A 21,852-nucleotide genomic window follows, 5' to 3' on the forward strand; every position below is an offset into this window, starting at 1 on the left:
GAGCTGTCCTTTTGAGACAGCCCCTTTATTAATTATTTAAACAAAAAATTAATTCCAGTTGAAAGTAATTCTCTTTTCTATTTCACTGCTTAAACTTAAGAATACTGGACAAGTCATTGCAGCACGTTCCAAAATAGTTCTGCTTTTTTCGTCAGCATTACTTTTCATTTGAAATACAATTTCGATTGCTCCAATTCTTCTTGGTTCTGCGTTCATAATTTTAGTTACTTCTGCTGTAGATCCAACAAAATCAACTTCTAAATCACGGGCTTTAATTCCCATAATTGTCATCATGCAGCTTGCTAAAGCATTTGCTACAGTATCTGTTGGAGAAAATGCTTCTCCTTTTCCGTTATTATCTAATGGTGCGTCAGAAATGATTTCGCTTCCTGATTGCACGTGGATTGAACTTGTTCTTAAATCTCCTAAATAGGTTACTTTTGATGTCATTAATTTGCTACTTTTAAAGTTAAGTCACTATCATAATATAAGATGTAAACACCTTTATTAGCGTGTCCGCCATCTTCTTTTCTATAATATTGAAATTTATTATCTACTTGCTGAGTCGTCATCAAATCAGCAGTTTCTTGAAATGTTTTTCCCTGTACCAAACGCATCATTGTATCAAACGTTACGTCAAATCCTCTTGTTGCATAAGTAGTTGGATTTGCTTTGTTTTTCAAACGGTATTGTTTTTCATAAATTAAAACCGCTTGTTCGTCACTTTCACGAGTTACAGAAGGATACATTAATTTCAATTTTACCAAATTATCAAAACTGATTTCATCTGTATCTAACGTACTATTTGGCTCTAAAATTACCAATTGAACTTGACACGTTTTCTGAGAATCAAGCAACCCTTTAATCGTCGTTTTCACCATTGCTGTATTACCCGTTTCCATAACAACATAATTCATACGATTTGGCAATAATAAGCTTTTTAAGTTCGCTGCATCCAAACCGCCAGTTTCAGTTAAAGTAGCAAATGCAACTCCCTTTTGGTTTTGTTTGATGTAATTGATAACCGATTCTTTTTTCTTATCAACTACCGCAATAATATTTCCGTTTTTAGAACGCATATAATCAAACATCGAATTTCTGATTACATCATTTGAAGGTATCGTTTGGTATAAATTCTCAATCGGATTTGCGCTATCTTTTGATAAAGGTGAAATAACAGGAACATTATACATACGAAGTGTATTTGCTGTAGCCTCTGCATTACTTTGATAAAATGGCCCAATTACAGCATCTGCATCTTGAAGTTTCGAACTTAAACTAGAAACATTTGAAGTCGTTTTTGTTTCCTGCGAATCATAAATTGCAACATCAATTGGCAATTTCAATGTTCTCGCTGAATCAATCGCCATCATAGCTCCAGAATAAAAATCTAAAGTCATGTTTAAGAACTTATCGTTTTTAATTCTATTCGCCGTTCCAGAAGTATCACTTTGTACTTTTGCCATATTAAAAGGAAGCAATAAAACTACTTTTTTACGTTCGTTAGCTCCTTTTTTCTTGCTTAGTTCGACAATTTCTATATTTTCATTTTCCGTCGATTTTACTTTATCGATAATCTTAATTCCACCGCCACCAGTGTTTTCAACTGGTTTGTTCCATGTAGATTCAGCAGTTTTTTCAGCTGGCACTTGTGTTGCAACAATTGGAGCTGGAGCTACATATCCTGCAGGAACTTTCAAAATCATTCCTTCTTTTAAACCTTCAGAAAGTGACGGATTTAAAGCCACTAATTCATCTTGTGATAAATGAAAAACTCGACCTAAACTATATAAAGTTTCTTTTGGTTTTACCTGATAATCCATATAAGAAACCGCTTTTTTAGAAGTTTCAACAGGCTTTTTACTTTCTACAGTTTTTGTTGGTTCTGTCTGAACACCTTCTTCTTTAGGCGCTATTCCCTTGATTATTAACCTATATCCAACAGGTAAATTAGAAACTATAGAAGGATTACGTCTTTCTATATCTTCAACAGTAGTATTATACTTTTTAGCAATTGAATATTTTGTTTCTTTTGGCTGCACATCATGATAAACATATTTTTCCTGTGCCCTTTCTTTTATTGTTTTATTTGGTAAAACAGCTTTTGCAGCAGAACCTTTTGCAGGAATTACCAATTTTTGTCCAATCTGAACACCTTCTTTTTCTAAAAACGGATTTGCTGCTTTAAGCGCTTCATCCGAAATTCCGTATTTATGTTCAATACTCCAAAACGTTTCTTTTGGCTGTACTTCATGAATAATTTCTTTTCCTGAAGATACTGCAGTTTTAGTTTCAGAAACTTCTTTTTTTGCTTCTCCAGTTTTTGTTGGAATCAACAATACAGAGTTTGGCACCAATCCTGTTCTTGCATCTGGATTGAGCTGATAAATATCAAAAGGCGTTACCTTAAATTTTTGTGCAATCTGATTAATTGTCTCACCGCTTGATACTTTATACTTCACCACTTTTTCTTGCGAAAATGCGCTTGAAGTAATAAAAAACACAAGAGACAATACTGTTAAATAATATTTCATAATAAGGCTTAAAACAATTTAATTTCTAATTCTAAAATAAGTTACAATTTTACCAAAAGCAAAATTCGCGCCGTTTGTTTTTTTGCTGTAAAAATTACCTTAAATCGATTTCTACTTTAGCAATAATGATTTCTTTATATAACTCATCTTCTTCCTTTTTCTTGCATTCGTAAAGCACTTCTTCCATGTTTTCGTATTTGTCGCTATAAACATAGTACGAAAGACTATTAATATTGAAAAAAAAACTGGCATTAAACGCACCAGAATCAATGAGTTTCATAATAAGCTTATCTCGGTCAACTGCGTCTGTAAATATACCTAAAACTAAGTAATACCCGTTTGAAACTTCTCTAAGATTATCATAAACTTCTACTTTTACCGTTTTGTCAGTTCGTAACGGATTGTCTTTCAATTCCTGTTTCATTTCCTCCAGCGAAATTGTTTTTGAATTTTCGCCAGCACCATTTTTTTTCTGCTTTTTAACCGCTTCGTCCTGATACTTTTTCAGTTTAACTAAAGCCAATTTATCATCAAATTTTCTAGCTTCCATACTATAAAAAGAAGCTTTGCTGATGTGTCTTTTTACTTCAATTTTTTTCTGAGTATCCAAAGAATCAATTTTCGCAATCAAAAGCTGATTCTGTTTATCGCCCAACTCCTGCTCTGCTTTATATTTTTTTATTTCTTCTAAAGACAAACGCTGCTGCAAAGAAGCTGTGTTGGTATTTTTTTCGCTTTCGCGGATTTTCCTCTTATACTCCTGATTTTCCTCAACTGCAATTTTTTCCACTTTATTCATCAAACCAGCATAAGCTTTTCTATTTTCTGCCAATTCTTTTTTCAGTTGAGACGATAATTCATTGGTTTTATTAATTCCTTCAGAAGATTGTTTTTCCAATCTTTTAGATTCTTCCACATTCAAAATATCCATTCGCTTTAATTCTTTCAAATCATCATTCATTGAATTGACAAGCGAATCTAATTTTGCCATTAAAATATCCTGTACATTTTTATTGGCTTCTAAAACCAGACGCAGTTTTTCAACCGAATTTTCTTTAGAGCCATTCATATCATTCAGATTCACTTTCAGATCATTAATCTTTATAATTTTCTGATTCATTTCTTTCTGAACAACCAAGCGATCTTTCAAATCTTCAATTTCAACTGTTTTGGCTTTTGTTTTTTCGACAACGACTTGTTTTTCGGCCAAAGCCAACATCAATTCTTCGCTTTCGTTTGCTGGTTGAATTCCTTTGGTATTAATTGCTAATTTGTTTCCAACAATTAATCCATTTACAATTTCAGGGTTTTGAGATTCCAATTGGTCAATTGAAATTCCGTATTTCTTGGCAATTGAAAATTTAGTTTCTTTGGGTTGAACAACATGAAAAACTGTTTCCTGATTAATTACACGAACTCTTCCATCCAAAGTTTTTCTTTTATTCGGAATTGAAATCGTTTGACCAATTTGCAAGCCATTAATCAAAATGTCTTTGTTCAAATTTTCTAAATCTTGAACTGAAACATTGTATTGTCTCGCGATACTGAATAAAGATTCTTTAGCCACAACCTGATGTGTCATTTTTAAAGAAACAGCCGCTTCTGACTTAGATATATCTGAATTTTGAGGAATTATTAATTCTTGACCAATTTGAAGTCCGTTGGCCAGAATTTCTTGATTAGCATCCTGAATCGCTTCTGCCGAAACGTGATATTGTTTAGATAAACCAAACAATGTTTCTTTAGGGGCAACAATATGAGTTTGTTGCTTTGAATTTGAATTTTCTAGATGATGAATTGGAATCTTTAAAATCTGATTATCCTTGATTCCATTTTGAGATTCGGGATTGAGTTTGTAAATCTCTTCTACAGAAACCTTATACTTTTGTGCTATAAAATAAGCAGTTTCTCCTTTTTGAATTTTGTGTTCAATAATTGAATCTTGCGCAATTATTCTGTTAAAAGACAAAATAAACACAAGAGAAATTGTTAAAAGTTCTCTCATAAATAGTAGGTTATAAAAAATTAAGGCCTTACAAATGTAAGACCTTAATTTTAAATTATGCTACTATTCCCACTCAATTGTTGCAGGTGGTTTTGAACTAATATCGTAAACAACACGATTCACGCCTTTTACCTTGTTGATAATATCATTAGATACTTTCATCAAGAAATCGTAAGGTAAGTGAACCCAGTCAGCAGTCATACCATCTGTTGATTCTACAGCTCTAAGCGCTACTACTTTTTCGTAAGTACGCTCATCACCCATAACACCAACACTGTTTACAGGAAGCAAAATTGCTCCAGCCTGCCAAACTTTATCGTATAATCCCCAAGATTTTAATCCTTCGATAAATACAGAATCAACATCTTGCAAAATCTGTACTTTCTCTGGAGTAATATCTCCTAAAATTCTAATTGATAATCCAGGTCCTGGGAAAGGATGTCTTCCTAATAATTCTGGATCTATTCCTAATGTAGCACCAACTCTACGAACTTCGTCTTTAAACAACATTCTAAGAGGTTCTACAATTTTTAATTTCATATAATCTGGCAATCCACCAACGTTGTGGTGCGATTTAATTGTTGCTGATGGTCCTTTTACCGAAACAGACTCGATTACGTCTGGGTAAATTGTTCCTTGCGCTAACCATTTTACGTCTTCCAATAAGTGTGATTCATCATCAAAAACTTCGATAAATACACGACCGATTGTTTTACGTTTTGTTTCAGGATCACTAATTCCTGCTAATTCGCCAAGGAAACGATCTCCAGCATCTACACCTTTTACGTTTAATCCCATTCCTTTGTATTGATCTAATACATTTTGGAATTCGTTTTTACGCAAAAGTCCGTTGTTAACGAAGATACAGTATAAATTTTGTCCGATTGCTTTGTTTAATAAAACTGCTGCTACAGTAGAATCTACTCCTCCAGATAAACCAAGAACCACTTTGTCGTTTCCTAATTTTTCTTTTAATTCTGCTACCATTTCGTCAACGAAAGCATTTGGTGTAAAGTTTTGAGGAACTTCAGCAATTTTTACTAAGAAGTTTTCCAACATCTGTTTTCCATCTGTTGAATGGTAAACTTCTGGATGGTATTGAATTGCATAAGTAGTTTCGCCTTCGATTTTATAAGCTGCGTATTCTACGTCATGCGTACTTGCTAATTTTACAGCATTTGTTGGAAGCGCTTTGATACTATCGCTATGGCTCATCCAAACTTGGCTGTTTTCTGAAACTCCTTCAAAGAAAGTTTCACCTTCTTTAATATAAGACAAGTTAGCTCTTCCGTATTCTCTTGTATTTGAAGCTGCCACTTCTCCACCGCTGAAATGAGCTAAATACTGCGCTCCGTAACAAACGGCAAGTAAAGGCATTTTACCTCTAATTTCTGATAAATCAGGATGTGGTGCATCTTCTCCTCTAACAGAGAAAGGGCTTCCTCCTAAAATTACGGCTTTATAACTTGATAAATCACTTGGAATGTGATTGTAAGGGAAAATTTCGCAGAATATATTTAATTCGCGAACTCTACGCGCAATAAGCTGAGTATATTGCGATCCGAAATCTAAAATAAGTACGTTGTGTTGCATGCGCAAAAATACTTTTTATATTCGAAATTGAAAAATCAGAGCAGTGAAAAAAAATATTTTTTTTTTCACTGTAGATTCTAAGATACTAAGTTACTAAGGTTCTGAGCTTTTTTCTAGCTCAAAAACAAAAAACTTAGCAACTTAAAATCTTAGCAACTCAGTATCTTTGCAAATCCAAAAACCCAATTATTTCGTATCTAACGAAAAACCCAATTTAATTTAACCATGAAATCAAAACTTATTGCACTGACAGCTTTCTTGTCATTTTTTTTTTCTTCTTGTAATGCTGTCGATGATTTATTGACTTTTACTATTTCGAATAACACTTCGATAAAAATTCAAAGCACTTCTCCAATCAACTTGCCATTAGAAATTATTACACCAGAAGTTACAACCAATTCTTCTGCTGAATTTGAAAACAATAAAACTAAAGCCAATCTGGTAAAAGATGTTAAAATCAGATCACTAAAATTATCAATTACCGATCCGTCTGATAAAACTTTTACATTTTTAAAATCAATTCATCTGTATATCTCAACAGCAAATTCAGATGAAATAGAATTAGCTTACGTAGATAATATTAACGTATCTAGCAATTCAATTGATTTGATTTGTACGGATAAAAAGCTGGATGAATATATTAAAGCAGATAGCTACAAAATAAGAACTCAAGTAACTTTAAAAGAAACTTTAACTAAAGACGTAACTGTAAAAGCAGAAATGAAGTTTAAGGTTACCGCGGATCCTTTCTAAGATGCTAAGTTGCTGAGATGCTAAGGTTCTAAGTTGCTGAGATTCTAATCAGATCGTATAAAAAAAGGAGATTCTAAAATTAGAATCTCCTTTTTTGTTTATTTAAGCTTCTAAAAAAACTTATAGTCTTAGAACCTTAGTATCTTAGCATCTCAAAAAAAATCACTCTTTCGTCACAACAATAGACGCTTTGAATCCTGCGGCAAGGTTGTCCCAATAATCGCTTGTGACCATATTTCCTTTATCATCATACACTTGTATTTCTGCGGTATTTCCTCCTAGCGAACCTATATTTAAAGCTTCGAAATCTAACTTATTAAAACCTGCGTTAAGATTAACTTTTACTTGTTGGAAATTTGAATCCAGTAGAATTCGCTCTCTTACTACGCTTTCATTGCAAGATACTTTTACTAAATCGCCATCAATTGCTCCAAAATCTCGGAACTTCACTATAAAATATTCTGATTTAGTTTTAAAATCTCCTAGCGAAATATTTTTCTTCACCAATACGCCTCGACCTTCTCTTAAGCCAGCATCTTTTAAGGCTTTATCCAGATCTTTTTCCATTTTTGCCACATAACGATCGCCTGGATTAGCAAAATCGGTTTCTGTAGACATGGTAAATTTGCTTTTTTCTTCTCCTATCTGAAACTTCGATTTTGGAGTTATTGTAGTATTTTCAAAAACATTCGGAGTTTTAATACTCGGAATATCCAAATTGTCTGCCTGTGGATCTTTAACCTCAGGAATTGGAGTCTTTTTAGGCTTTGCGCTAAACTTTGGTGCAGGAATAGCTTTGAATTTAGAATTAAATTCGGCTTGGGCTGATACTGACAATGCAGTAAAAAATAATATGAAAAATAAAATGTGCTTCATTGAAAAAGGATTATCGAATCGGCTTTTATAATTAATATAAAATCAAAAGTCCAGCATCACAAAAATAGTATAATTTAGTTAGCCTCTACAACTTTAGGAGTTTTATAACATTAAATTAAGCTAATTTTTGGAATCAAAAAACCTGCCAAGATTTTTTATTTCATAAAAAATAAATTTCAACTCTTAAATTTCCAAATTCCAAAATCTCATTTCATAAAATCATTCATCATTTTGATTATTAACAACTTATTCTTAACTTCAAGACTTTATTTAACCATTTATAAAACTCAATGAAATGGATTATATAGATTACTACAAAGTATTAGATGTTGCAAAATCGGCTACTGAAGCAGATATCAAAAAAGCATATAGAAAACTGGCAAGGAAATATCATCCCGATCTGAATCCGAATGATAAAGAAGCCGAAAAAAAGTTCAAAGAAATAAATGAAGCAAACGAAGTTTTAAGTAATCCAGAAAATCGAAAAAAATACGATAAGTATGGAAAAGACTGGAAACATGCTGAAGAATTTGAAAAGGCAGGCTACGACCCAAATCAGCAGCAAAGCAGACAACAAAGCGGTTCTCAATACTCGGGTGGCGATTTTTCTGGTTTTGGCGGAGACTTTTCTGGAAGTGATTTCTCCGATTTTTTCAATTCGATGTATGGCGGAGGAAGAAGCAGATCGCAGTCTAAATATAGAGGTCAGGATTTTAATGCTGAACTGGAGTTAGATCTCGCAGAAGCTTATACAACACATAAAAGGAACTTATCAGTAAATGGCAAAAATATCCGAATTACGATTCCTGCAGGTGTAGAAAATGGACAAATTATCAAAATTCCAAATCATGGCGGATCCGGCGTAAATGGCGGTCCAAATGGCGATTTGTACATCACCTTTATAATTTCTAATAATTCAGATTTTAAACGTGAAGGAAATAATTTATACGCCGATGCTCCAATTGATTTGTACACAGCTATATTAGGCGGAGAAACGCATATCAATACTTTTGATGGAAAAGTAAAAATTAAAGTTCCAGCAGAAACACAACCGGGAACGAAGGTAAAACTGAAAGGAAAAGGTTTTCCTGTTTATAAAAAGGAGAATCAATTTGGCGATTTATACATCACTTATACTATCAAGATTCCAACAAAATTGTCGGATAAGGAAAAAGAATTATTTGAAGAATTAGCAAAACTAAGAAAGTCATGAAAAGCAAAAATTTAATCCAGATCAAACAGTTTTGTATCTATCACGAAATTGAAAATACTTTTATAACCGAACTTAATAACTACGGACTCATCCATATTATTACACAAGAAAATGACGAATTTCTGGAACCAGAACAGTTGCCAACAGTCGAAAAAATGATCCGCATGCATTACGATCTCAAAATTAATCTGGAAGGAATTGATGCTATTGCAAATCTCTTAAACAAAATCGAAACCTTACAGCAAAATTTAAATACGGTACAAAACAAGCTTCGCCTTTACGAAGAAAAAGAAACCGAATAACGATTTATATCACAAAAAAGCTTGAATTTCTGAATTGATTTCAAGCTTTTTTTAATTCCTTTCAGAACCATAATTCTTAAATTGCAGCATCTTTAATTAACCTGAATTTGCTTTTAAAACGTATAGACAAATTCGCAAAAAACTAAAAAAATGAAAAGAGAAAACATCTTAACTGGATCGCCGTGGGAAGACAAAATGGGATATTGCCGTGCCGTAAGAATTGGCAATATTGTAGAAGTTTCTGGAACTGTCGCCATTGTTGACGGCGATAAAGTAAAAGCTGATGACGCTTATGCTCAAACCTATAATATTTTAGAGCGAGTTGAAAAGGTTTTAGAAGATTTAAATGTAGGTATGAAAGATGTAATTAGAACTAGAATTTTTACTACCAATGTTTCTACTTTTGAAGAAGTGGCAAGAGCACACTCTGCTTTCTTTAAAGATATAAAACCAACAACAGGATTTTATGAAATTAGTAAACTGGTTGCTCCAGAATATCTGGTTGAAATAGAATTTACTGCTGTTGTTCAGTAATTTTTTATAGCCACGAATTACACTAATTGCGCTAATTATTTTTCTTAAGCCACAGATTAAATGGATTAAAAATGATTATTTTTCCTTTTAATTCGTGAAAATTGGCGAAATTCGTGGCAAACTTTTAGAATTCATTAATGACTTCCCAAAATCCAAAACAATTCTTGCTTTCTCTTCCAAAATGGATTCTTATCTGTGTTTTAATAGGCATACTTTCAGGCTCTGCATCTGCTTTCTTTTTAGTTTCTTTAGAATGGGTGACACAATTTAGAATTCAGCACGACTGGATTATTTGGCTTCTGCCTTTCGGCGGATTTCTGGTTGGTCTGAGTTATTATTATTGGGGAGAATCTGTTGCAAAAGGAAATAATCTTTTATTGGAAGAATACGAAAATCCTAAAAAAGTGATTCCGTTTAAAATGGCTCCTTTAGTACTTTTAGGAACATTACTTACACATTTATTCGGAGGATCCGCAGGACGAGAAGGAACTGCGGTGCAAATGGGAGGCGCAATTGCCGATCAGTTCACAAAATTCTTCAAGCTTGACAATTCAGAACGCAAGATGTTGATCATTCTCGGAATCAGCGCGGGTTTTGCTTCTGTTTTTGGAACCCCTTTGGCTGGCGCAATTTTCGCTTTGGAAGTTTTATATTTCAGTAAAATTAATTTCAAAAGCATTTTGCTTTCTTTCGTAGTTGCTTATGCAGCTTATTTTACGGTAGAATTCTGGGAAATCAAACATACACATTACAGCATTCCGGTTGTTCCAGAGCTTAGTTTAAACAATATTATTTTTACTCTAATTGTTGGAATTTCATCTGGATTTGCAGCTTTGTTATTTTCGAGAAGCACTCATTTCTGGGGTTCTCTTTTTTCAAAAAACATTAAATATCCACCGCTTCGTCCAGTAATTGGTGGAGTTGTTTTAGCTATTGCAATCGCTGGTTTTGGATTTACCAAATTCTCTGGTTTGGGCGTTCCAGTTATTGTTGATTCATTTTCAAATCCGAATCAATGGTACGATTTTCTGCTTAAAATCCTATTTACTGGATTTACTTTAGGAGCTGGTTTTAAAGGAGGAGAAGTAACTCCATTATTTTTTGTCGGCGCAACTTTAGGAAGTGCTTTATCGACCGTGATTCCGATGCCGATTGCTCTTTTAGCAGGAATCGGATTTGTTGCTGTTTTCTCAGGTGCAACCCACACTCCTATCGCCTGCACGATTATGGGAATGGAATTATTCGGAATTGCTCCTGGAATCTTCATTGCAATCGCCTGTACAATTGCTTATTTTTCTTCTGGTTCTGTTGGAATCTACAAATCTCAGATTGTAAAAGGTGCGAAATACAAATTGTATCAAAGGTTTCTTTAAACGGAGTTTTCAGTCGCAGTCGCAGTTTACACTCTCAGTTTCAAAATAAAAAATTCCGTCCAAATCCGCGTTTTCGCGATAGCGAATCCGTTTCATCCGCGTACATTTTTTTTAACCCTAGAATATCTGAAAACTGAAACTGAAAACTGCGACTAATTATTTTCAGCATTACATTAAAAAAATGTAAATTCGCACACTATGAAAATACAAGATATTCAAGCGATTCAATTATTACTCGCTACCCCAAAGAAAATTGTCATCATTCCGCACAGAGGACCAGATGGCGATGCAATGGGATCAACATTAGGTTTATACCATTTTTTAATTAAAAATAATCATCAGGCAACGGTAATTGCGCCTAATGATTTCCCTAATTTTTTAGCTTGGCTTCCAGGATCAGAAACTGTAAAAATATTCGAAAAAGAAACTGAAATCTGTACGCAGATTTTAGAAGAGGCAGAAATCATTTTTACGCTTGATTTTAATGCATTTCATCGTACAGGCGAAATGGAGCATACTCTAGCAAAGCTGAAAGCTACTTTCATTATGATCGATCATCATCAAAAACCTGATGATTACGCTAAATACACTTATTCAGACACTTCATACGGATCAACTTGTGAGATGGTTTACAACTTTATCACTTTCTTAAATAAAAAAGAAGATATTGATAAAACCATTGCAACTTGCATTTATACAGGAATTTTAACCGATTCAGGTTCGTTTCGTTTCCCTGGAACAACAGGAAATACGCATAGAATTATTGCAGAGTTAATCGATTTAGGTGTCGAAAACACTCAAATTCCTGTCCTGCTTTTCGATAATAGCTCTTTCAGCAGATTACAGTTATTAGGCCGCGCTTTGCAGAATATGAAAATTCTTGAAGATCATAAAACTTCATATACCACGTTAACACAAGAAGAACTAGATTCTTTCAATTATGTTAAAGGTGATACCGAAGGAATTGTTAATTATGGCTTAAGCATAAAAGATATCGTTTTTACTGCTATTTTTATTGAAAATAAAGACGAAGGCATTATTAAGATTTCATTCCGTTCACAAGGCGGTTTTGATGTAAACCAGTTTGCAAGAGATCATTTTAATGGCGGTGGTCACAGCAATGCGGCTGGCGGAAGATCTGAGGTTTCTATGGAAGAAACGGTTAAGAAATTTGAAGATTTAGTAACAAAACTAAAATTATAGTCCAAATCATGAATTACCTAAAACTTAGCATTTATAGTGTGCTTTTTGCTGTTTTGTTAAGCAGCTGTAAGCATCATGAAGAAGCCAGAAGACCTATTTCAAGTGCTTCGGGATCATTCATGAAAAAATCGGCCGACCGAAATAAAAAATTAGTGGCTAATGAAGAACAAGTCATTAAAAAAATCATAAAAAGCAATCCGAAAGTAAAATATTATGCCACTCCAAAAGGCTATTGGTTTTGCTACGAAGAAAAAAGTGCAACAGAAACTCTAGCGCCTAGAAAAGGTGATATTGCTTACTTTAATATGGAAATAAAAGATATAAAAGGCAATATTATTTATTCGGATTCTGATCTTGGTCCGCAAACTTATTATGTAGATAAACAAGACATTATGATGGGTTTACGTGACGGAATAAAAAGAATTCATAAAAACGAAACTGTTACTTTTTTATTTCCATCACACATGGCTTATGGGTATCACGGAGACAACAAAAAAATTGGTCCAAACGAATCTTTAATCGTTACTGTTACGCTTAGAAATTTCATTCCAGATCCTGCGGCACAAACAGCAAAACCAGCTACGCAATCTCCGCAAGCCGTAACACCAAAACCTGCAACTGCAAAACCTGTTGCACCAGCTAAAAAAGACACATTAACTCAATAAAAACAATATCTTAAAATGAAAAAGAGTATTTTATTATTACTAATAGCCGTAAGCTCATTTTATTCTTGTAAAGACGATCACGGTAATCTGCCTGATGGTTTATATGCCGATATCGAAACAAACAAAGGTCACATCATTGTAGAACTTGATTATAAAAAAGCCCCAATTACAGTTGCTAACTTTGTGACTTTGGCTGAAGGCAAAAACGAGTTTATAACACATGAAGATTTAAAAAAGAAACCTTTTTTTGATGGTTTAAAATTTCATAGAGTAATCGAAAATTTCATGATTCAAAGTGGTGATCCATTAGGAACTGGTTCTGGAGATACTGGCTATAAATTTAAAGACGAATTCTCAGATTTAAAATTTGACAAAGCTGGAGTTTTAGCAATGGCAAATAACGGTCCTGGAACAAACAGCAGCCAATTTTTTATCACTCACGTAGAAACTCCTTGGTTAGATAACCTTCATACTATTTTTGGTCATGTTGTAAGTGCAAAAGATCAGGAAGTGGTAAATAAAGTTGTTCAAGGTGATAATATCGTAGCTGTAACTATTATCAGAAATGGTGAAGCAGCGAAAAAATTTGATGCCGTGAAAGTATTCCACGACTATTTTGCTGAAATATCTAAAGAGCAACAGAAATATGCTGGAGTTCAAAAAGAAAAAGTAGATTCTTATGCAGCTTTAAAAGCAAAAGCAACTAAAACTACAAGCGGTTTAGAGTATGTAATTACTGAAAAAGGAAGCGGTAAAAAACCTGCTGCTGGAAATCAGATCTTCATTCACTACGCTGGTTTCCTTGAAAACGGAACTTTATTTGACACGAGCATTGAAGAAGTTGCAAAACAATTTGGAAAACTTGACGAAGCAAGAGCTGCACAGCATGGATACCAGCCAATTCAATTTCAAGCTGGCAAAAAAGACGGTTTAATTCCTGGTTTTATTGAAGGAGTTGAGCAATTGTCTTATGGAGACAAAGCGGTTCTTTTCATTCCGTCGCACTTAGCTTATGGCGCAACTGGTGCTGGTGGTGTAATTCCGCCAAACGCAAACATTATTTTCGAAATCCAGATTTCAGAAAAACCATAATCGAATTATAGACTTAAAAATTTAAAAAGCAATGAAATTTAAATTTCTATTTTTATTTTGCTTAGCAATAGTAAATATTCAGGCACAAACTAAAAAGCCTGCGACTAAACCAGCAGCAAAACCAAAAACGACAGCAGCAGCCACTGCCAACGCAAATCCAGCTGAAGGAATTTTTGCTACAATTTCTACATCAAAAGGAGATATTGTGGTTTCTTTAGAATATGTAAAAGCTCCTGTAACGGTTGCGAACTTCATCACTTTAGCAGAAGGTAAAAACCCTTATGTTACAGTAGAACGCTTAAAAGGCAAACCATTTTATGATGGTCTAAAATTTCATAGAGTAATCAATGATTTTATGATTCAAGGTGGAGATCCGCAAGGAACTGGCGCTGGAGACCCTGGTTATTCTTTTAAAGATGAATTTGTTCAAGAATTAAAATTTGAAAAAGGTGGAGTTTTGGCTATGGCAAATTCTGGTCCTGCTACAAATGGAAGTCAATTTTTCATCACACATAAAGACACTCCTTGGCTAAACGGAAAACATACTATTTTTGGACATGTAGTTTCTGGAATGGACAATGTAAATAAAATTGTTCAAGATGATATCATGAATAAAATTACCATTACACGCAAAGGCGCTGCTGCTAAGAAATTTGATGCAGTAAAAGTTTTTAGCGATGAAATGAAAAAAGGAGAACTACAAAAAGAAGAAGCTAAAAAAGTAGTTGCTACTAAAGCAGCAGCTTTTACAGCTTTAAAAGCAAAAGCAACTACAACAGCATCTGGCTTGAAATATGTGATTACACAAAAAGGAACAGGTGTTAAAGGCGCTGAAGGTTCTACAATTTACTTCCACTATGCTGGATACTTTGAAGACGGTACTTTGTTCGACAGCAGTATGCCTTCAGTAGCAAAAGCTTACGGAAAATATGATGCTAACAGAGATGCTCAAGGTGGTTATAATGCGTTTCCTTTTACAGTTGGCAAAAAAGACGGAATGATTCCTGGTTTTATTGAAGCTCTTGATATGATGACAGATGGAGAAAAAGCAACTTTCTTCCTGCCTTCAAATTTAGCTTACGGTGAAAAAGGTGCTGGCGGTGTAATTCCACCAAATGCGACTTTGATTTTTGAAATCGAGACATACCAAAATCAGCCTAAATAATTAGAAAAGAGAAATTCTCTTCTTTAAAACAAAAAAACATCAAAAGTATATTTTGATGTTTTTTTGTTTTAAAGCAATCCTAACTTTTAAAGAATTAGCAATTTAGAAGTTTAAAATCGCTCTTCTTAATTATTAAAAACATTATTTAGCTATTCTTTCTGCTAAGTCCTAAACAAAATAACTTACCTTTGCCGGCTTAAATTTTTTAAAACAGATAAATTATGACGTCGCAAAACAATGTACTTAAAGGTGTTTTTCTAGTTGCTTTGGGAGCAACAACATACGGAATGCTGGCAACTTTTGTAAAAATGGCATATTCTGAAGGATACACTACAGCAGAAGTGACGACCTCACAGTTTATTTACGGAATTTTAGGTATTTTACTGATCAATCTTTTTCAGAGAATAAAAAACAAAAACAAAGCAGTAAAAGCTTCTCCAAAAAACATTTTTAATTTAATGTTAGCTGGAACTTCATTAGGAATGACGAGTCTTTTCTATTACTTGGCTGTAAAATATATTCCTGTTTCTATTGGAATTGTTTTACTAATGCAAACCGTTTGGATGGGGGTTTTACTAGAAATGATTTTAGAGAAAAAACTGCCTTCTAAACAAAAAGTTATTGCGGTTTTTATAGTGCTTTTTGGAACTGTTTTAGCTACAAATATTATCAATAATGATATCCAATTAGATTGGAGAGGTTTAGTTTGGGGAATTTTAGCTGCAGCTTCTTTCACTACAACCATGTTTACTGCAAATAGTGTCGCAACCGAAATTTCGTCGGCACAAAGAAGTCTTTATATGCTTTTGGGCGGTGCAATTATTGTTTTTTCTTTTGCTTTCGCAACTCAGGTAACGGCTTTCAATCTTGAAATTTTCTTAAAATGGGGAATCGTGTTATCATTGTTCGGAACTATAATTCCACCTCTTTTAATGACAGCAGGTTTTCCTTTAACAGGCATCGGACTCGGAAGTATAGTTTCTGCACTTGAGCTTCCTGTTTCTGTAATGATGGCGTTTGTTTTACTAAACGAAAAAGTAATCTTTTCTCAATGGGTTGGAATTGTACTAATTATACTTGCCATAATTATTATGAATGTAAATTTCAAGTCTAAAAAATAACCCAAAATACATATTATCAAAAAAAGCATATCTGTAATGCAATAATTGTTAATTTTTTTATAATTTCGTGATAAACAATTAGATATCATGATTTTACCTTGGCATTTATATTTAATGGCTTTGCTTTATATTCTTGCTGGAATAAATCATTTTAGAAAGCCTGGAATGTATATAAAAATCATTCCTCCTCTATTTAAGAACCCCGAATTAATAAATATTTTAAGTGGTGCTGCCGAAATAATTTTAGGCATCCTTCTTATCCTGCCTTTTTCATCAAATTTTGCCGCCTGGGGAATTATTATGCTATTAATTGCTGTTTTTCCTGCCAATTTATACATGTATCAAAATAAAAAAGCAGGTTTTGGTTTACCAAGATGGATTTTATTTGTACGTTTGCCCTTACAAATTGTTTTGATTTATTGGGCTTACCAATATATATTCTAAACATTAACCTTAAATTATTTTATTATGAAAAAATTATTTGCAGAGTTTTTTGGAACTTATTGGCTTGTTTTTGGAGGATGCGGAAGCGCGATATTTGCTGCGGGAATTCCAAACTTAGGAATTGGATTTGCAGGTGTTGCTCTAGCTTTTGGTTTAACGGTACTTACCATGGCATACGCGGTTGGGCATATCTCAGGCGGTCATTTTAATCCTGCTGTTTCTTTTGGTTTATGGGCTGGCGGAAGATTTTCAGCCAAAGATCTTATTCCTTACATCATTGCTCAATGTGTGGGTGCAGCGGCCGCTGCAGGAACCTTATACACAATAGCTTCTGGAAAAGCGGGATTTGCAATAGATAGCACAAAAGCTGGAGCCTTTGCATCTAATGGTTTCGGAGCTTTTTCTCCTGATGGTTATTCGTTACAAGCCGCTTTTATTGCTGAATTTGTACTTACATTATTCTTTTTATTAGTGATTTTAGGAGCTACTGATAAATTTGCAAACGGAAAATTTGCTGGAGTTGCAATTGGTTTGGCTTTAACTTTAATTCACTTAATAAGTATTCCAATTACCAATACTTCTGTAAATCCAGCGAGATCTTTATCACAAGCAATTTTTGTAGGCGGAGAACCATTATCACAAGTCTGGCTATTTTGGGTCGCTCCTATTCTTGGCGCTTTAGCTGCCGGTTTTCTTTATAAAACATTGCTGCAAAATCATGCTGAAGCATAATTTGATCAAAATAAATAAACTCTAACAAAAAATTAAAAAAATATGGAATTTTTATATTTCTTACTTATTGGTGCAATTTCTGGATGGCTTGCTGGCCAAATTTGGAAAGGTGCTGGCTTTGGATTAATTGGAAACATTATTGTTGGAATCATCGGCGGATTTATTGGCGGATGGATTGCAGGAAAACTTGGTATAGGAGGCGGCGGACTTCTTTGGCAAATCTTAATTGCTGTTGGAGGTGCCTGGGTTTTATTATTTATAATAAGCCTCATCAAAAAATAATAATTATAAATTTAGCTTATAATTAATTTTTAAAGAGAAAATCAGATATATTTATATGTGGTTTTCTCTTTTTCTTTGGATAAAATCAGAAAGGAAACATCATTTCATCTCAAATATTAATGTATTATGAACGAAATTATTTCTTACTTCAGTACTATTCCATCTTCACATAGAAGTTTGATTTTAGTTGGCGGAATTACCATTTTCTGGCTAATAGAAAACAGTTTTCCATTATTCAAAATGCAGTATAAGAAATGGCCACATGCGGGAATAAATTTCTTTTTTACTTTCACTACAATTGTTGTCAATTTTATCTTGGCTTTCATTTTAATACAAACTGCTGCTTGGACAATCGACCATAATTTTGGAATTCTGCAATGGCTTCCCGAAATGCCAGTTTGGCTTTATACTCTAATTGGTTTACTGCTTCTCGATCTTATAGGAGCATATTTAGCACATTTGGTCGAACATAAAGTTAAAATTCTGTGGCAATTTCATTTAGTCCATCATACAGATACTTGGATTGATACGACAACTGCAAACAGACATCATCCAGGAGAAAGCGTGGTTCGTTTTGTTTTTACCACTTTAGGCGTTTTAATCGTTGGAACTCCAATGTGGATGGTTTTCCTTTATCAATCGCTCTCTGTTGTAGCTTCACAATTTAATCATGCGAATATTTCGCTTCCAGAAAAACTGGATAATTTTTTAAGTTATTTTATTGTTTCGCCTAATATGCATAAAGTTCATCATCATTATGTTCTGCCTTATACAGATAGCAATTATGGTAATATTTTTTCTGTTTGGGACAGGCTTTTTGGAACTTTTACCTATTTACCAAAAGACCAGTTAATATATGGCGTAGACACGCATATGCAGCCAGAAGAAAACAATGAATTGAAGAATCTGCTAAAAATTCCATTTCAAAAATCAAGATCCTTTAAAAACAGTTAAAATCAATAAAAAAATTGCACTCTACTGTACCAACTTATTATTTTTTTTTTTAATATTGATACTAGAATTGAAAATCAATCTATTAATAATTAACACCCTATTTTGAATTAATTTTCACGAGATGAAAAAGAGTAGCCGCAAAGAATTAACTCCGGAACAAACTGAAAAACTTGTTTCGTTAGCTTTAGAAGAAAGAAATCCATTTGAAATTATAAAAAAGGAATTTGGATTGGCAGAAAAAGAAGTCCTGGACATCATGAAAAAGAAAATGCCTCTTGAAAAGTTCGAGATGTGGAAAAAGAAGGCAATTGCAAATAAACCAAAACCAAAACCCTTAAAAATAGATGATTTTGATGAAGATTTGGACGGAAAATATTATATCAAGAATAAATTAGACTAACATAAAGCTCCTGTTTTTCAGGAGTTTTTTTTATTTTTAAAATTATTGTTATTTTTTAGTAACTTTTCATCACTTTTTGTGACAAATACAATTAACTAAACATTTACAAATGAAAAAAATACTTTACACCTTAGCTCTAGCGGTAACTTTTTGGAGCTGTAAAACGGGTAGCACTGGAGCCGCGAAAAGCAATATAGTTGAAGTTAATATCAATCTAACCGATGTTAAAGACGATAAAGTCTTAGTAACAGTTACTCCGCCAGCTATTAAAACGGATGAAATTGTTTACAGCATTCCTAAAACCGTTCCTGGAACTTATTCAACAGACAATTACGGAAAATATTCAGAAGACTTTAAAGCTTTTGATGCAAAAGGAAATGCACTTACTGTAAAAAGATTAGACGATAATTCTTGGTCTATTTCGAATGCAAAATCATTAAAAAAAATCACTTATTTAGTAAACGATACTTTCGATACTGAAAAAGGAACTGGATTTGGTAACGATGACGTTTTCTCACCAGCTGGAACAAACATTGACGCAGGAAAAAACTTCATGCTAAACACTCATGGTTTTGTGGGGTATTTTCAAGATAAATTAGATGTTCCTTACAAAGTTACCGTTACACATCCTGAAACTCTTTGGGGTGCAACTTCTATGACAGATGAAGATGCAAGCAATACTTCAGATGTATTTAAAACTTCTCGTTATGCTATTTTAGTAGAGAACCCGATTATGTATTCTAAACCAGATTATACTACATTTAATGTAAATGGAATGGATATCTTAATCGCAGTGTACTCTCCTACTGGAAAATATACTGCAGAAAGTATTACGCCAGAGATGAAAACGATGATGACAGCACAGAAAAACTTTTTAGGAAAAGTAAATTCTACTAAAAAATATACCGTGTTATTATATCTTTCAAGCATGGCAAAAGATGACGCACACGGTTTTGGAGCTTTAGAGCATCCTACTGCTACAACTGTAGTTTTACCAGAATCAATGCCGAAAGAAAAATTGGTAGAATCTATGAAAGATGTAGTTTCTCACGAATTCTTCCACATTGTAACTCCATTAACTATTCACTCAAAAGAGATTCAATATTTTGATTACAATGCACCAAAAATGTCTGAGCATTTATGGATGTACGAAGGTGTGACAGAATACTTTGCTAATCTTTTCCAAATCAATCAAGGTTTGATTGATGAAGCTGAATTCTATACTCGTATTGCTGATAAAATTGAGCAAGCTAAAGGTTTAAATGATACGATGTCATTTACTGTAATGAGTAAAAATGTATTAGAGCAACCATATAAAGATCAATACTTAAATGTATATCAAAAAGGAGCTTTAATTGGTATGTGTATCGATATTATCATTAGAGAAAAAAGCAACGGAGAAAGAGGGATTTTGGATTTAATGCACAAATTATCTAACGAATATGGTATTGAAAAACCATTTAATGATGATGAATTATTTGCAAAAATCACTTCTTTAACTTATCCAGAAGTGGGTGAATTCTTAAACAAATATGTTGCTGGAACAACTCCAATTCCTTACGATTTCTACTTAGCAAAAGTTGGTGTAACAAAAGCAACTGAGAAAAAATCTGGAAATCCGTTTATTAAAGGACAAACTCCATACATTACTATTGATAAAGCAACAAAAGAAATTACTGTTCGTCCTGATTCAGAATCAATTGAATTCTTTAAAAACCTGAATTTAAAAGGTGGTGATAAAATTTTGGCTGTAAATAATAAATCATACAATCTAGATAATATTTATGATTTGATTACCGAAAGTGAAAACTGGAAAGAAAACGATCCAATCACTCTTAAAGTAAAACGTGGCGGTAAAGAGGAAACTGTAAAAGGAACTGTAAAATTACCATTCGAAGAAGCTGAAACTTTTAAAGCAACTGATGCTTCAAAAGAAAAACTTAAAAATGCATGGTTAAAAGGATAATTTCTTTTTAAAGAATAAAAAAAACCGACAAGTGATTGTCGGTTTTTTTTATGTCATTGGTCTGTCAGACTGAGCGAAGTCGAAGCCTTTTGCCCAAGATTTGACTTACGTGGGCTTCGACTCCGCTCAGCCTGACAAAAAAAAGCCTTATTTCTTCACAGGAAATTTCCAGTCAAATTCATCCTTACTATTGATAATTGCACCGATTTCAAACTTCACAACTTCGTCAAATTCTGTTTGAAGAATGAACCAATTATCTTCATTGAAATAATTTTCGAAAGTATCAAAAGTTTCCTGATTGTATTTTGTAATTCCTTTTGCAGCGAAATCTTTCTTTACATCAGCAATTTTTCTTCCGATTAATTTGAATCCGAAAACTTCTAGATCATTACTTGATGCTACTAAATAACCTAATTTCAGGTCTTCTTCTTGATAAAATGTCAATCTGATTTTATGTGCATTGTAAACAAAAATCACATTGTCATCTTCGTCTTTATAGTTTTTATCCGGTTTTCCTAAAGCAGCTGTTACATCATTCTGCTTCATTCCGAAAAGCAGTTTATCAATTCCTGATTTTAGATTTATTTTCATATTTCGTTTTTCTTTATTTGAAATGCAAATTTCGTGAAGTTTTTTGTTATTTGC

General features: G+C 33.4%; 22 protein-coding genes. 16 read left to right on the plus strand and 6 right to left on the minus strand.

Annotated elements, in window-relative coordinates; genetic code table 11:
* Nucleotides 1–48 precede the first annotated feature (48 nt).
* The 4 genes from DM444_RS11690 to guaA form a co-directional block, all read right to left on the minus strand.
* On the minus strand, nt 49–450 hold the full coding sequence (locus DM444_RS11690; protein WP_111286807.1) for an OsmC family protein: 402 nt from the start codon (nt 448–450) through the stop codon (nt 49–51).
* A complete protein-coding gene (locus tag DM444_RS11695; protein WP_111286809.1) occupies nt 450–2,534 on the minus strand; it encodes a PBP1 and LysM peptidoglycan-binding domain-containing protein in 2,085 nt (694 codons plus the stop codon). The genes DM444_RS11690 and DM444_RS11695 overlap by 1 nt, the downstream gene beginning before the upstream one ends.
* A 94-nt stretch (nt 2,535–2,628) precedes the next feature.
* Complete coding sequence (locus DM444_RS11700; protein WP_111286811.1) at nt 2,629–4,539, minus strand: LysM peptidoglycan-binding domain-containing protein; 1,911 nt, start codon at nt 4,537–4,539, stop codon at nt 2,629–2,631.
* 63 nt (nt 4,540–4,602) lie between these two features.
* The gene (gene guaA / locus DM444_RS11705; protein WP_111286813.1) at nt 4,603–6,132 is read right to left on the minus strand and encodes a glutamine-hydrolyzing GMP synthase; all 1,530 of its coding nucleotides are present in this window, start codon (nt 6,130–6,132) and stop codon (nt 4,603–4,605) included.
* Nucleotides 6,133–6,357: 225 nt separating this feature from the next.
* Between guaA and DM444_RS11710 the strand changes: the two genes are divergently transcribed.
* On the plus strand, nt 6,358–6,885 hold the full coding sequence (locus DM444_RS11710; protein ID WP_111286815.1) for a hypothetical protein: 528 nt from the start codon (nt 6,358–6,360) through the stop codon (nt 6,883–6,885).
* A 162-nt stretch (nt 6,886–7,047) separates the two neighbouring features.
* Here DM444_RS11710 and DM444_RS11715 read toward each other — a convergent pair whose 3' ends face one another.
* Nucleotides 7,048–7,761 carry a hypothetical protein gene (locus DM444_RS11715; RefSeq protein ID WP_111286817.1) on the minus strand — a complete coding sequence of 238 codons (714 nt, stop codon included), beginning with the start codon at nt 7,759–7,761 and terminating at the stop codon, nt 7,048–7,050.
* A 295-nt stretch (nt 7,762–8,056) separates the two neighbouring features.
* On the opposite strand from DM444_RS11715, the gene DM444_RS11720 reads away from it, so the two are divergent.
* From DM444_RS11720 to DM444_RS11790, 15 genes are all read left to right on the plus strand, one after another.
* Nucleotides 8,057–8,974: a DnaJ C-terminal domain-containing protein gene (locus tag DM444_RS11720; RefSeq protein ID WP_111286819.1), complete on the plus strand. Its 918-nt coding sequence runs from the start codon at nt 8,057–8,059 to the stop codon at nt 8,972–8,974.
* On the plus strand, nt 8,971–9,276 hold the full coding sequence (locus tag DM444_RS11725) for a chaperone modulator CbpM (RefSeq protein ID WP_111286821.1): 306 nt from the start codon (nt 8,971–8,973) through the stop codon (nt 9,274–9,276). The genes DM444_RS11720 and DM444_RS11725 overlap by 4 nt, the downstream gene beginning before the upstream one ends.
* 150 nt (nt 9,277–9,426) lie before the next feature.
* Nucleotides 9,427–9,810 (plus strand): RidA family protein, encoded by a 384-nt coding sequence (locus DM444_RS11730; RefSeq protein ID WP_111286823.1) that lies wholly within the window; start codon nt 9,427–9,429, stop codon nt 9,808–9,810.
* Nucleotides 9,811–9,947: 137 nt separating this feature from the next.
* Entirely contained in the window at nt 9,948–11,183 is a 1,236-nt protein-coding gene (locus tag DM444_RS11735) for a voltage-gated chloride channel family protein (protein WP_111286825.1), read from the plus strand.
* A 198-nt stretch (nt 11,184–11,381) separates the two neighbouring features.
* Nucleotides 11,382–12,386: a DHH family phosphoesterase gene (locus DM444_RS11740; protein ID WP_111286827.1), complete on the plus strand. Its 1,005-nt coding sequence runs from the start codon at nt 11,382–11,384 to the stop codon at nt 12,384–12,386.
* Nucleotides 12,387–12,394: 8 nt separating this feature from the next.
* Complete coding sequence (gldI, locus tag DM444_RS11745) at nt 12,395–13,051, plus strand: gliding motility-associated peptidyl-prolyl isomerase GldI (protein WP_111286829.1); 657 nt, start codon at nt 12,395–12,397, stop codon at nt 13,049–13,051.
* 15 nt (nt 13,052–13,066) lie between these two features.
* Nucleotides 13,067–14,143 carry a peptidylprolyl isomerase gene (locus DM444_RS11750; RefSeq protein WP_111286831.1) on the plus strand — a complete coding sequence of 359 codons (1,077 nt, stop codon included), beginning with the start codon at nt 13,067–13,069 and terminating at the stop codon, nt 14,141–14,143.
* 31 nt (nt 14,144–14,174) lie between these two features.
* A complete protein-coding gene (locus DM444_RS11755) occupies nt 14,175–15,308 on the plus strand; it encodes a peptidylprolyl isomerase (RefSeq protein ID WP_111286833.1) in 1,134 nt (377 codons plus the stop codon).
* A gap of 221 nt (nt 15,309–15,529) precedes the next feature.
* A complete protein-coding gene (locus tag DM444_RS11760) occupies nt 15,530–16,429 on the plus strand; it encodes an EamA family transporter (protein WP_111286835.1) in 900 nt (299 codons plus the stop codon).
* A gap of 87 nt (nt 16,430–16,516) precedes the next feature.
* On the plus strand, nt 16,517–16,873 hold the full coding sequence (locus tag DM444_RS11765; protein ID WP_111286837.1) for a DoxX family protein: 357 nt from the start codon (nt 16,517–16,519) through the stop codon (nt 16,871–16,873).
* A 24-nt stretch (nt 16,874–16,897) separates the two neighbouring features.
* Nucleotides 16,898–17,605: an aquaporin Z gene (aqpZ, locus tag DM444_RS11770; RefSeq protein ID WP_111286839.1), complete on the plus strand. Its 708-nt coding sequence runs from the start codon at nt 16,898–16,900 to the stop codon at nt 17,603–17,605.
* A gap of 42 nt (nt 17,606–17,647) precedes the next feature.
* Nucleotides 17,648–17,887 carry a GlsB/YeaQ/YmgE family stress response membrane protein gene (locus tag DM444_RS11775; RefSeq protein WP_111286841.1) on the plus strand — a complete coding sequence of 80 codons (240 nt, stop codon included), beginning with the start codon at nt 17,648–17,650 and terminating at the stop codon, nt 17,885–17,887.
* Nucleotides 17,888–18,013: 126 nt separating this feature from the next.
* On the plus strand, nt 18,014–18,841 hold the full coding sequence (locus DM444_RS11780) for a sterol desaturase family protein (protein ID WP_111286843.1): 828 nt from the start codon (nt 18,014–18,016) through the stop codon (nt 18,839–18,841).
* Nucleotides 18,842–18,962: 121 nt separating this feature from the next.
* Nucleotides 18,963–19,241 (plus strand): DUF2805 domain-containing protein, encoded by a 279-nt coding sequence (locus DM444_RS11785; protein ID WP_111286845.1) that lies wholly within the window; start codon nt 18,963–18,965, stop codon nt 19,239–19,241.
* 109 nt (nt 19,242–19,350) lie between these two features.
* Nucleotides 19,351–21,207 (plus strand): M61 family metallopeptidase, encoded by a 1,857-nt coding sequence (locus DM444_RS11790; protein ID WP_111286847.1) that lies wholly within the window; start codon nt 19,351–19,353, stop codon nt 21,205–21,207.
* Nucleotides 21,208–21,354: 147 nt separating this feature from the next.
* On the opposite strand, the gene DM444_RS11795 is transcribed toward DM444_RS11790, so the two are convergent.
* Nucleotides 21,355–21,798 (minus strand): hypothetical protein, encoded by a 444-nt coding sequence (locus tag DM444_RS11795; RefSeq protein ID WP_111286890.1) that lies wholly within the window; start codon nt 21,796–21,798, stop codon nt 21,355–21,357.
* Between the last annotated feature and the right edge of the window lie 54 nt (nt 21,799–21,852).

This window comes from Flavobacterium ginsenosidimutans, assembly GCF_003254625.1.
In the GTDB taxonomy this organism is placed as follows: domain Bacteria; phylum Bacteroidota; class Bacteroidia; order Flavobacteriales; family Flavobacteriaceae; genus Flavobacterium; species Flavobacterium ginsenosidimutans.

What these genes read in the sequence shown, in the direction of transcription:
- DM444_RS11730 (WP_111286823.1), top strand. Translation starts at nt 9,427, where the DNA reads ATGAAAAGAGAAAACATCTTAACTGGATCGCCGTGGGAAGACAAAATG.
- guaA (WP_111286813.1), bottom strand. Translation starts at nt 6,132, where the DNA reads ATGCAACACAACGTACTTATTTTAGATTTCGGATCGCAATATACTCAG.
- DM444_RS11775 (WP_111286841.1), top strand. Translation starts at nt 17,648, where the DNA reads ATGGAATTTTTATATTTCTTACTTATTGGTGCAATTTCTGGATGGCTT.
- DM444_RS11765 (WP_111286837.1), top strand. Translation starts at nt 16,517, where the DNA reads ATGATTTTACCTTGGCATTTATATTTAATGGCTTTGCTTTATATTCTT.
- DM444_RS11725 (WP_111286821.1), top strand. Translation starts at nt 8,971, where the DNA reads ATGAAAAGCAAAAATTTAATCCAGATCAAACAGTTTTGTATCTATCAC.
- DM444_RS11735 (WP_111286825.1), top strand. Translation starts at nt 9,948, where the DNA reads ATGACTTCCCAAAATCCAAAACAATTCTTGCTTTCTCTTCCAAAATGG.
- DM444_RS11690 (WP_111286807.1), bottom strand. Translation starts at nt 450, where the DNA reads ATGACATCAAAAGTAACCTATTTAGGAGATTTAAGAACAAGTTCAATC.
- DM444_RS11790 (WP_111286847.1), top strand. Translation starts at nt 19,351, where the DNA reads ATGAAAAAAATACTTTACACCTTAGCTCTAGCGGTAACTTTTTGGAGC.
- DM444_RS11695 (WP_111286809.1), bottom strand. Translation starts at nt 2,534, where the DNA reads ATGAAATATTATTTAACAGTATTGTCTCTTGTGTTTTTTATTACTTCA.
- DM444_RS11755 (WP_111286833.1), top strand. Translation starts at nt 14,175, where the DNA reads ATGAAATTTAAATTTCTATTTTTATTTTGCTTAGCAATAGTAAATATT.
- DM444_RS11720 (WP_111286819.1), top strand. Translation starts at nt 8,057, where the DNA reads ATGGATTATATAGATTACTACAAAGTATTAGATGTTGCAAAATCGGCT.
- DM444_RS11785 (WP_111286845.1), top strand. Translation starts at nt 18,963, where the DNA reads ATGAAAAAGAGTAGCCGCAAAGAATTAACTCCGGAACAAACTGAAAAA.
- DM444_RS11750 (WP_111286831.1), top strand. Translation starts at nt 13,067, where the DNA reads ATGAAAAAGAGTATTTTATTATTACTAATAGCCGTAAGCTCATTTTAT.
- DM444_RS11780 (WP_111286843.1), top strand. Translation starts at nt 18,014, where the DNA reads ATGAACGAAATTATTTCTTACTTCAGTACTATTCCATCTTCACATAGA.
- DM444_RS11795 (WP_111286890.1), bottom strand. Translation starts at nt 21,798, where the DNA reads ATGAAAATAAATCTAAAATCAGGAATTGATAAACTGCTTTTCGGAATG.
- gldI (WP_111286829.1), top strand. Translation starts at nt 12,395, where the DNA reads ATGAATTACCTAAAACTTAGCATTTATAGTGTGCTTTTTGCTGTTTTG.
- DM444_RS11700 (WP_111286811.1), bottom strand. Translation starts at nt 4,539, where the DNA reads ATGAGAGAACTTTTAACAATTTCTCTTGTGTTTATTTTGTCTTTTAAC.
- DM444_RS11710 (WP_111286815.1), top strand. Translation starts at nt 6,358, where the DNA reads ATGAAATCAAAACTTATTGCACTGACAGCTTTCTTGTCATTTTTTTTT.
- DM444_RS11760 (WP_111286835.1), top strand. Translation starts at nt 15,530, where the DNA reads ATGACGTCGCAAAACAATGTACTTAAAGGTGTTTTTCTAGTTGCTTTG.
- DM444_RS11740 (WP_111286827.1), top strand. Translation starts at nt 11,382, where the DNA reads ATGAAAATACAAGATATTCAAGCGATTCAATTATTACTCGCTACCCCA.
- aqpZ (WP_111286839.1), top strand. Translation starts at nt 16,898, where the DNA reads ATGAAAAAATTATTTGCAGAGTTTTTTGGAACTTATTGGCTTGTTTTT.
- DM444_RS11715 (WP_111286817.1), bottom strand. Translation starts at nt 7,761, where the DNA reads ATGAAGCACATTTTATTTTTCATATTATTTTTTACTGCATTGTCAGTA.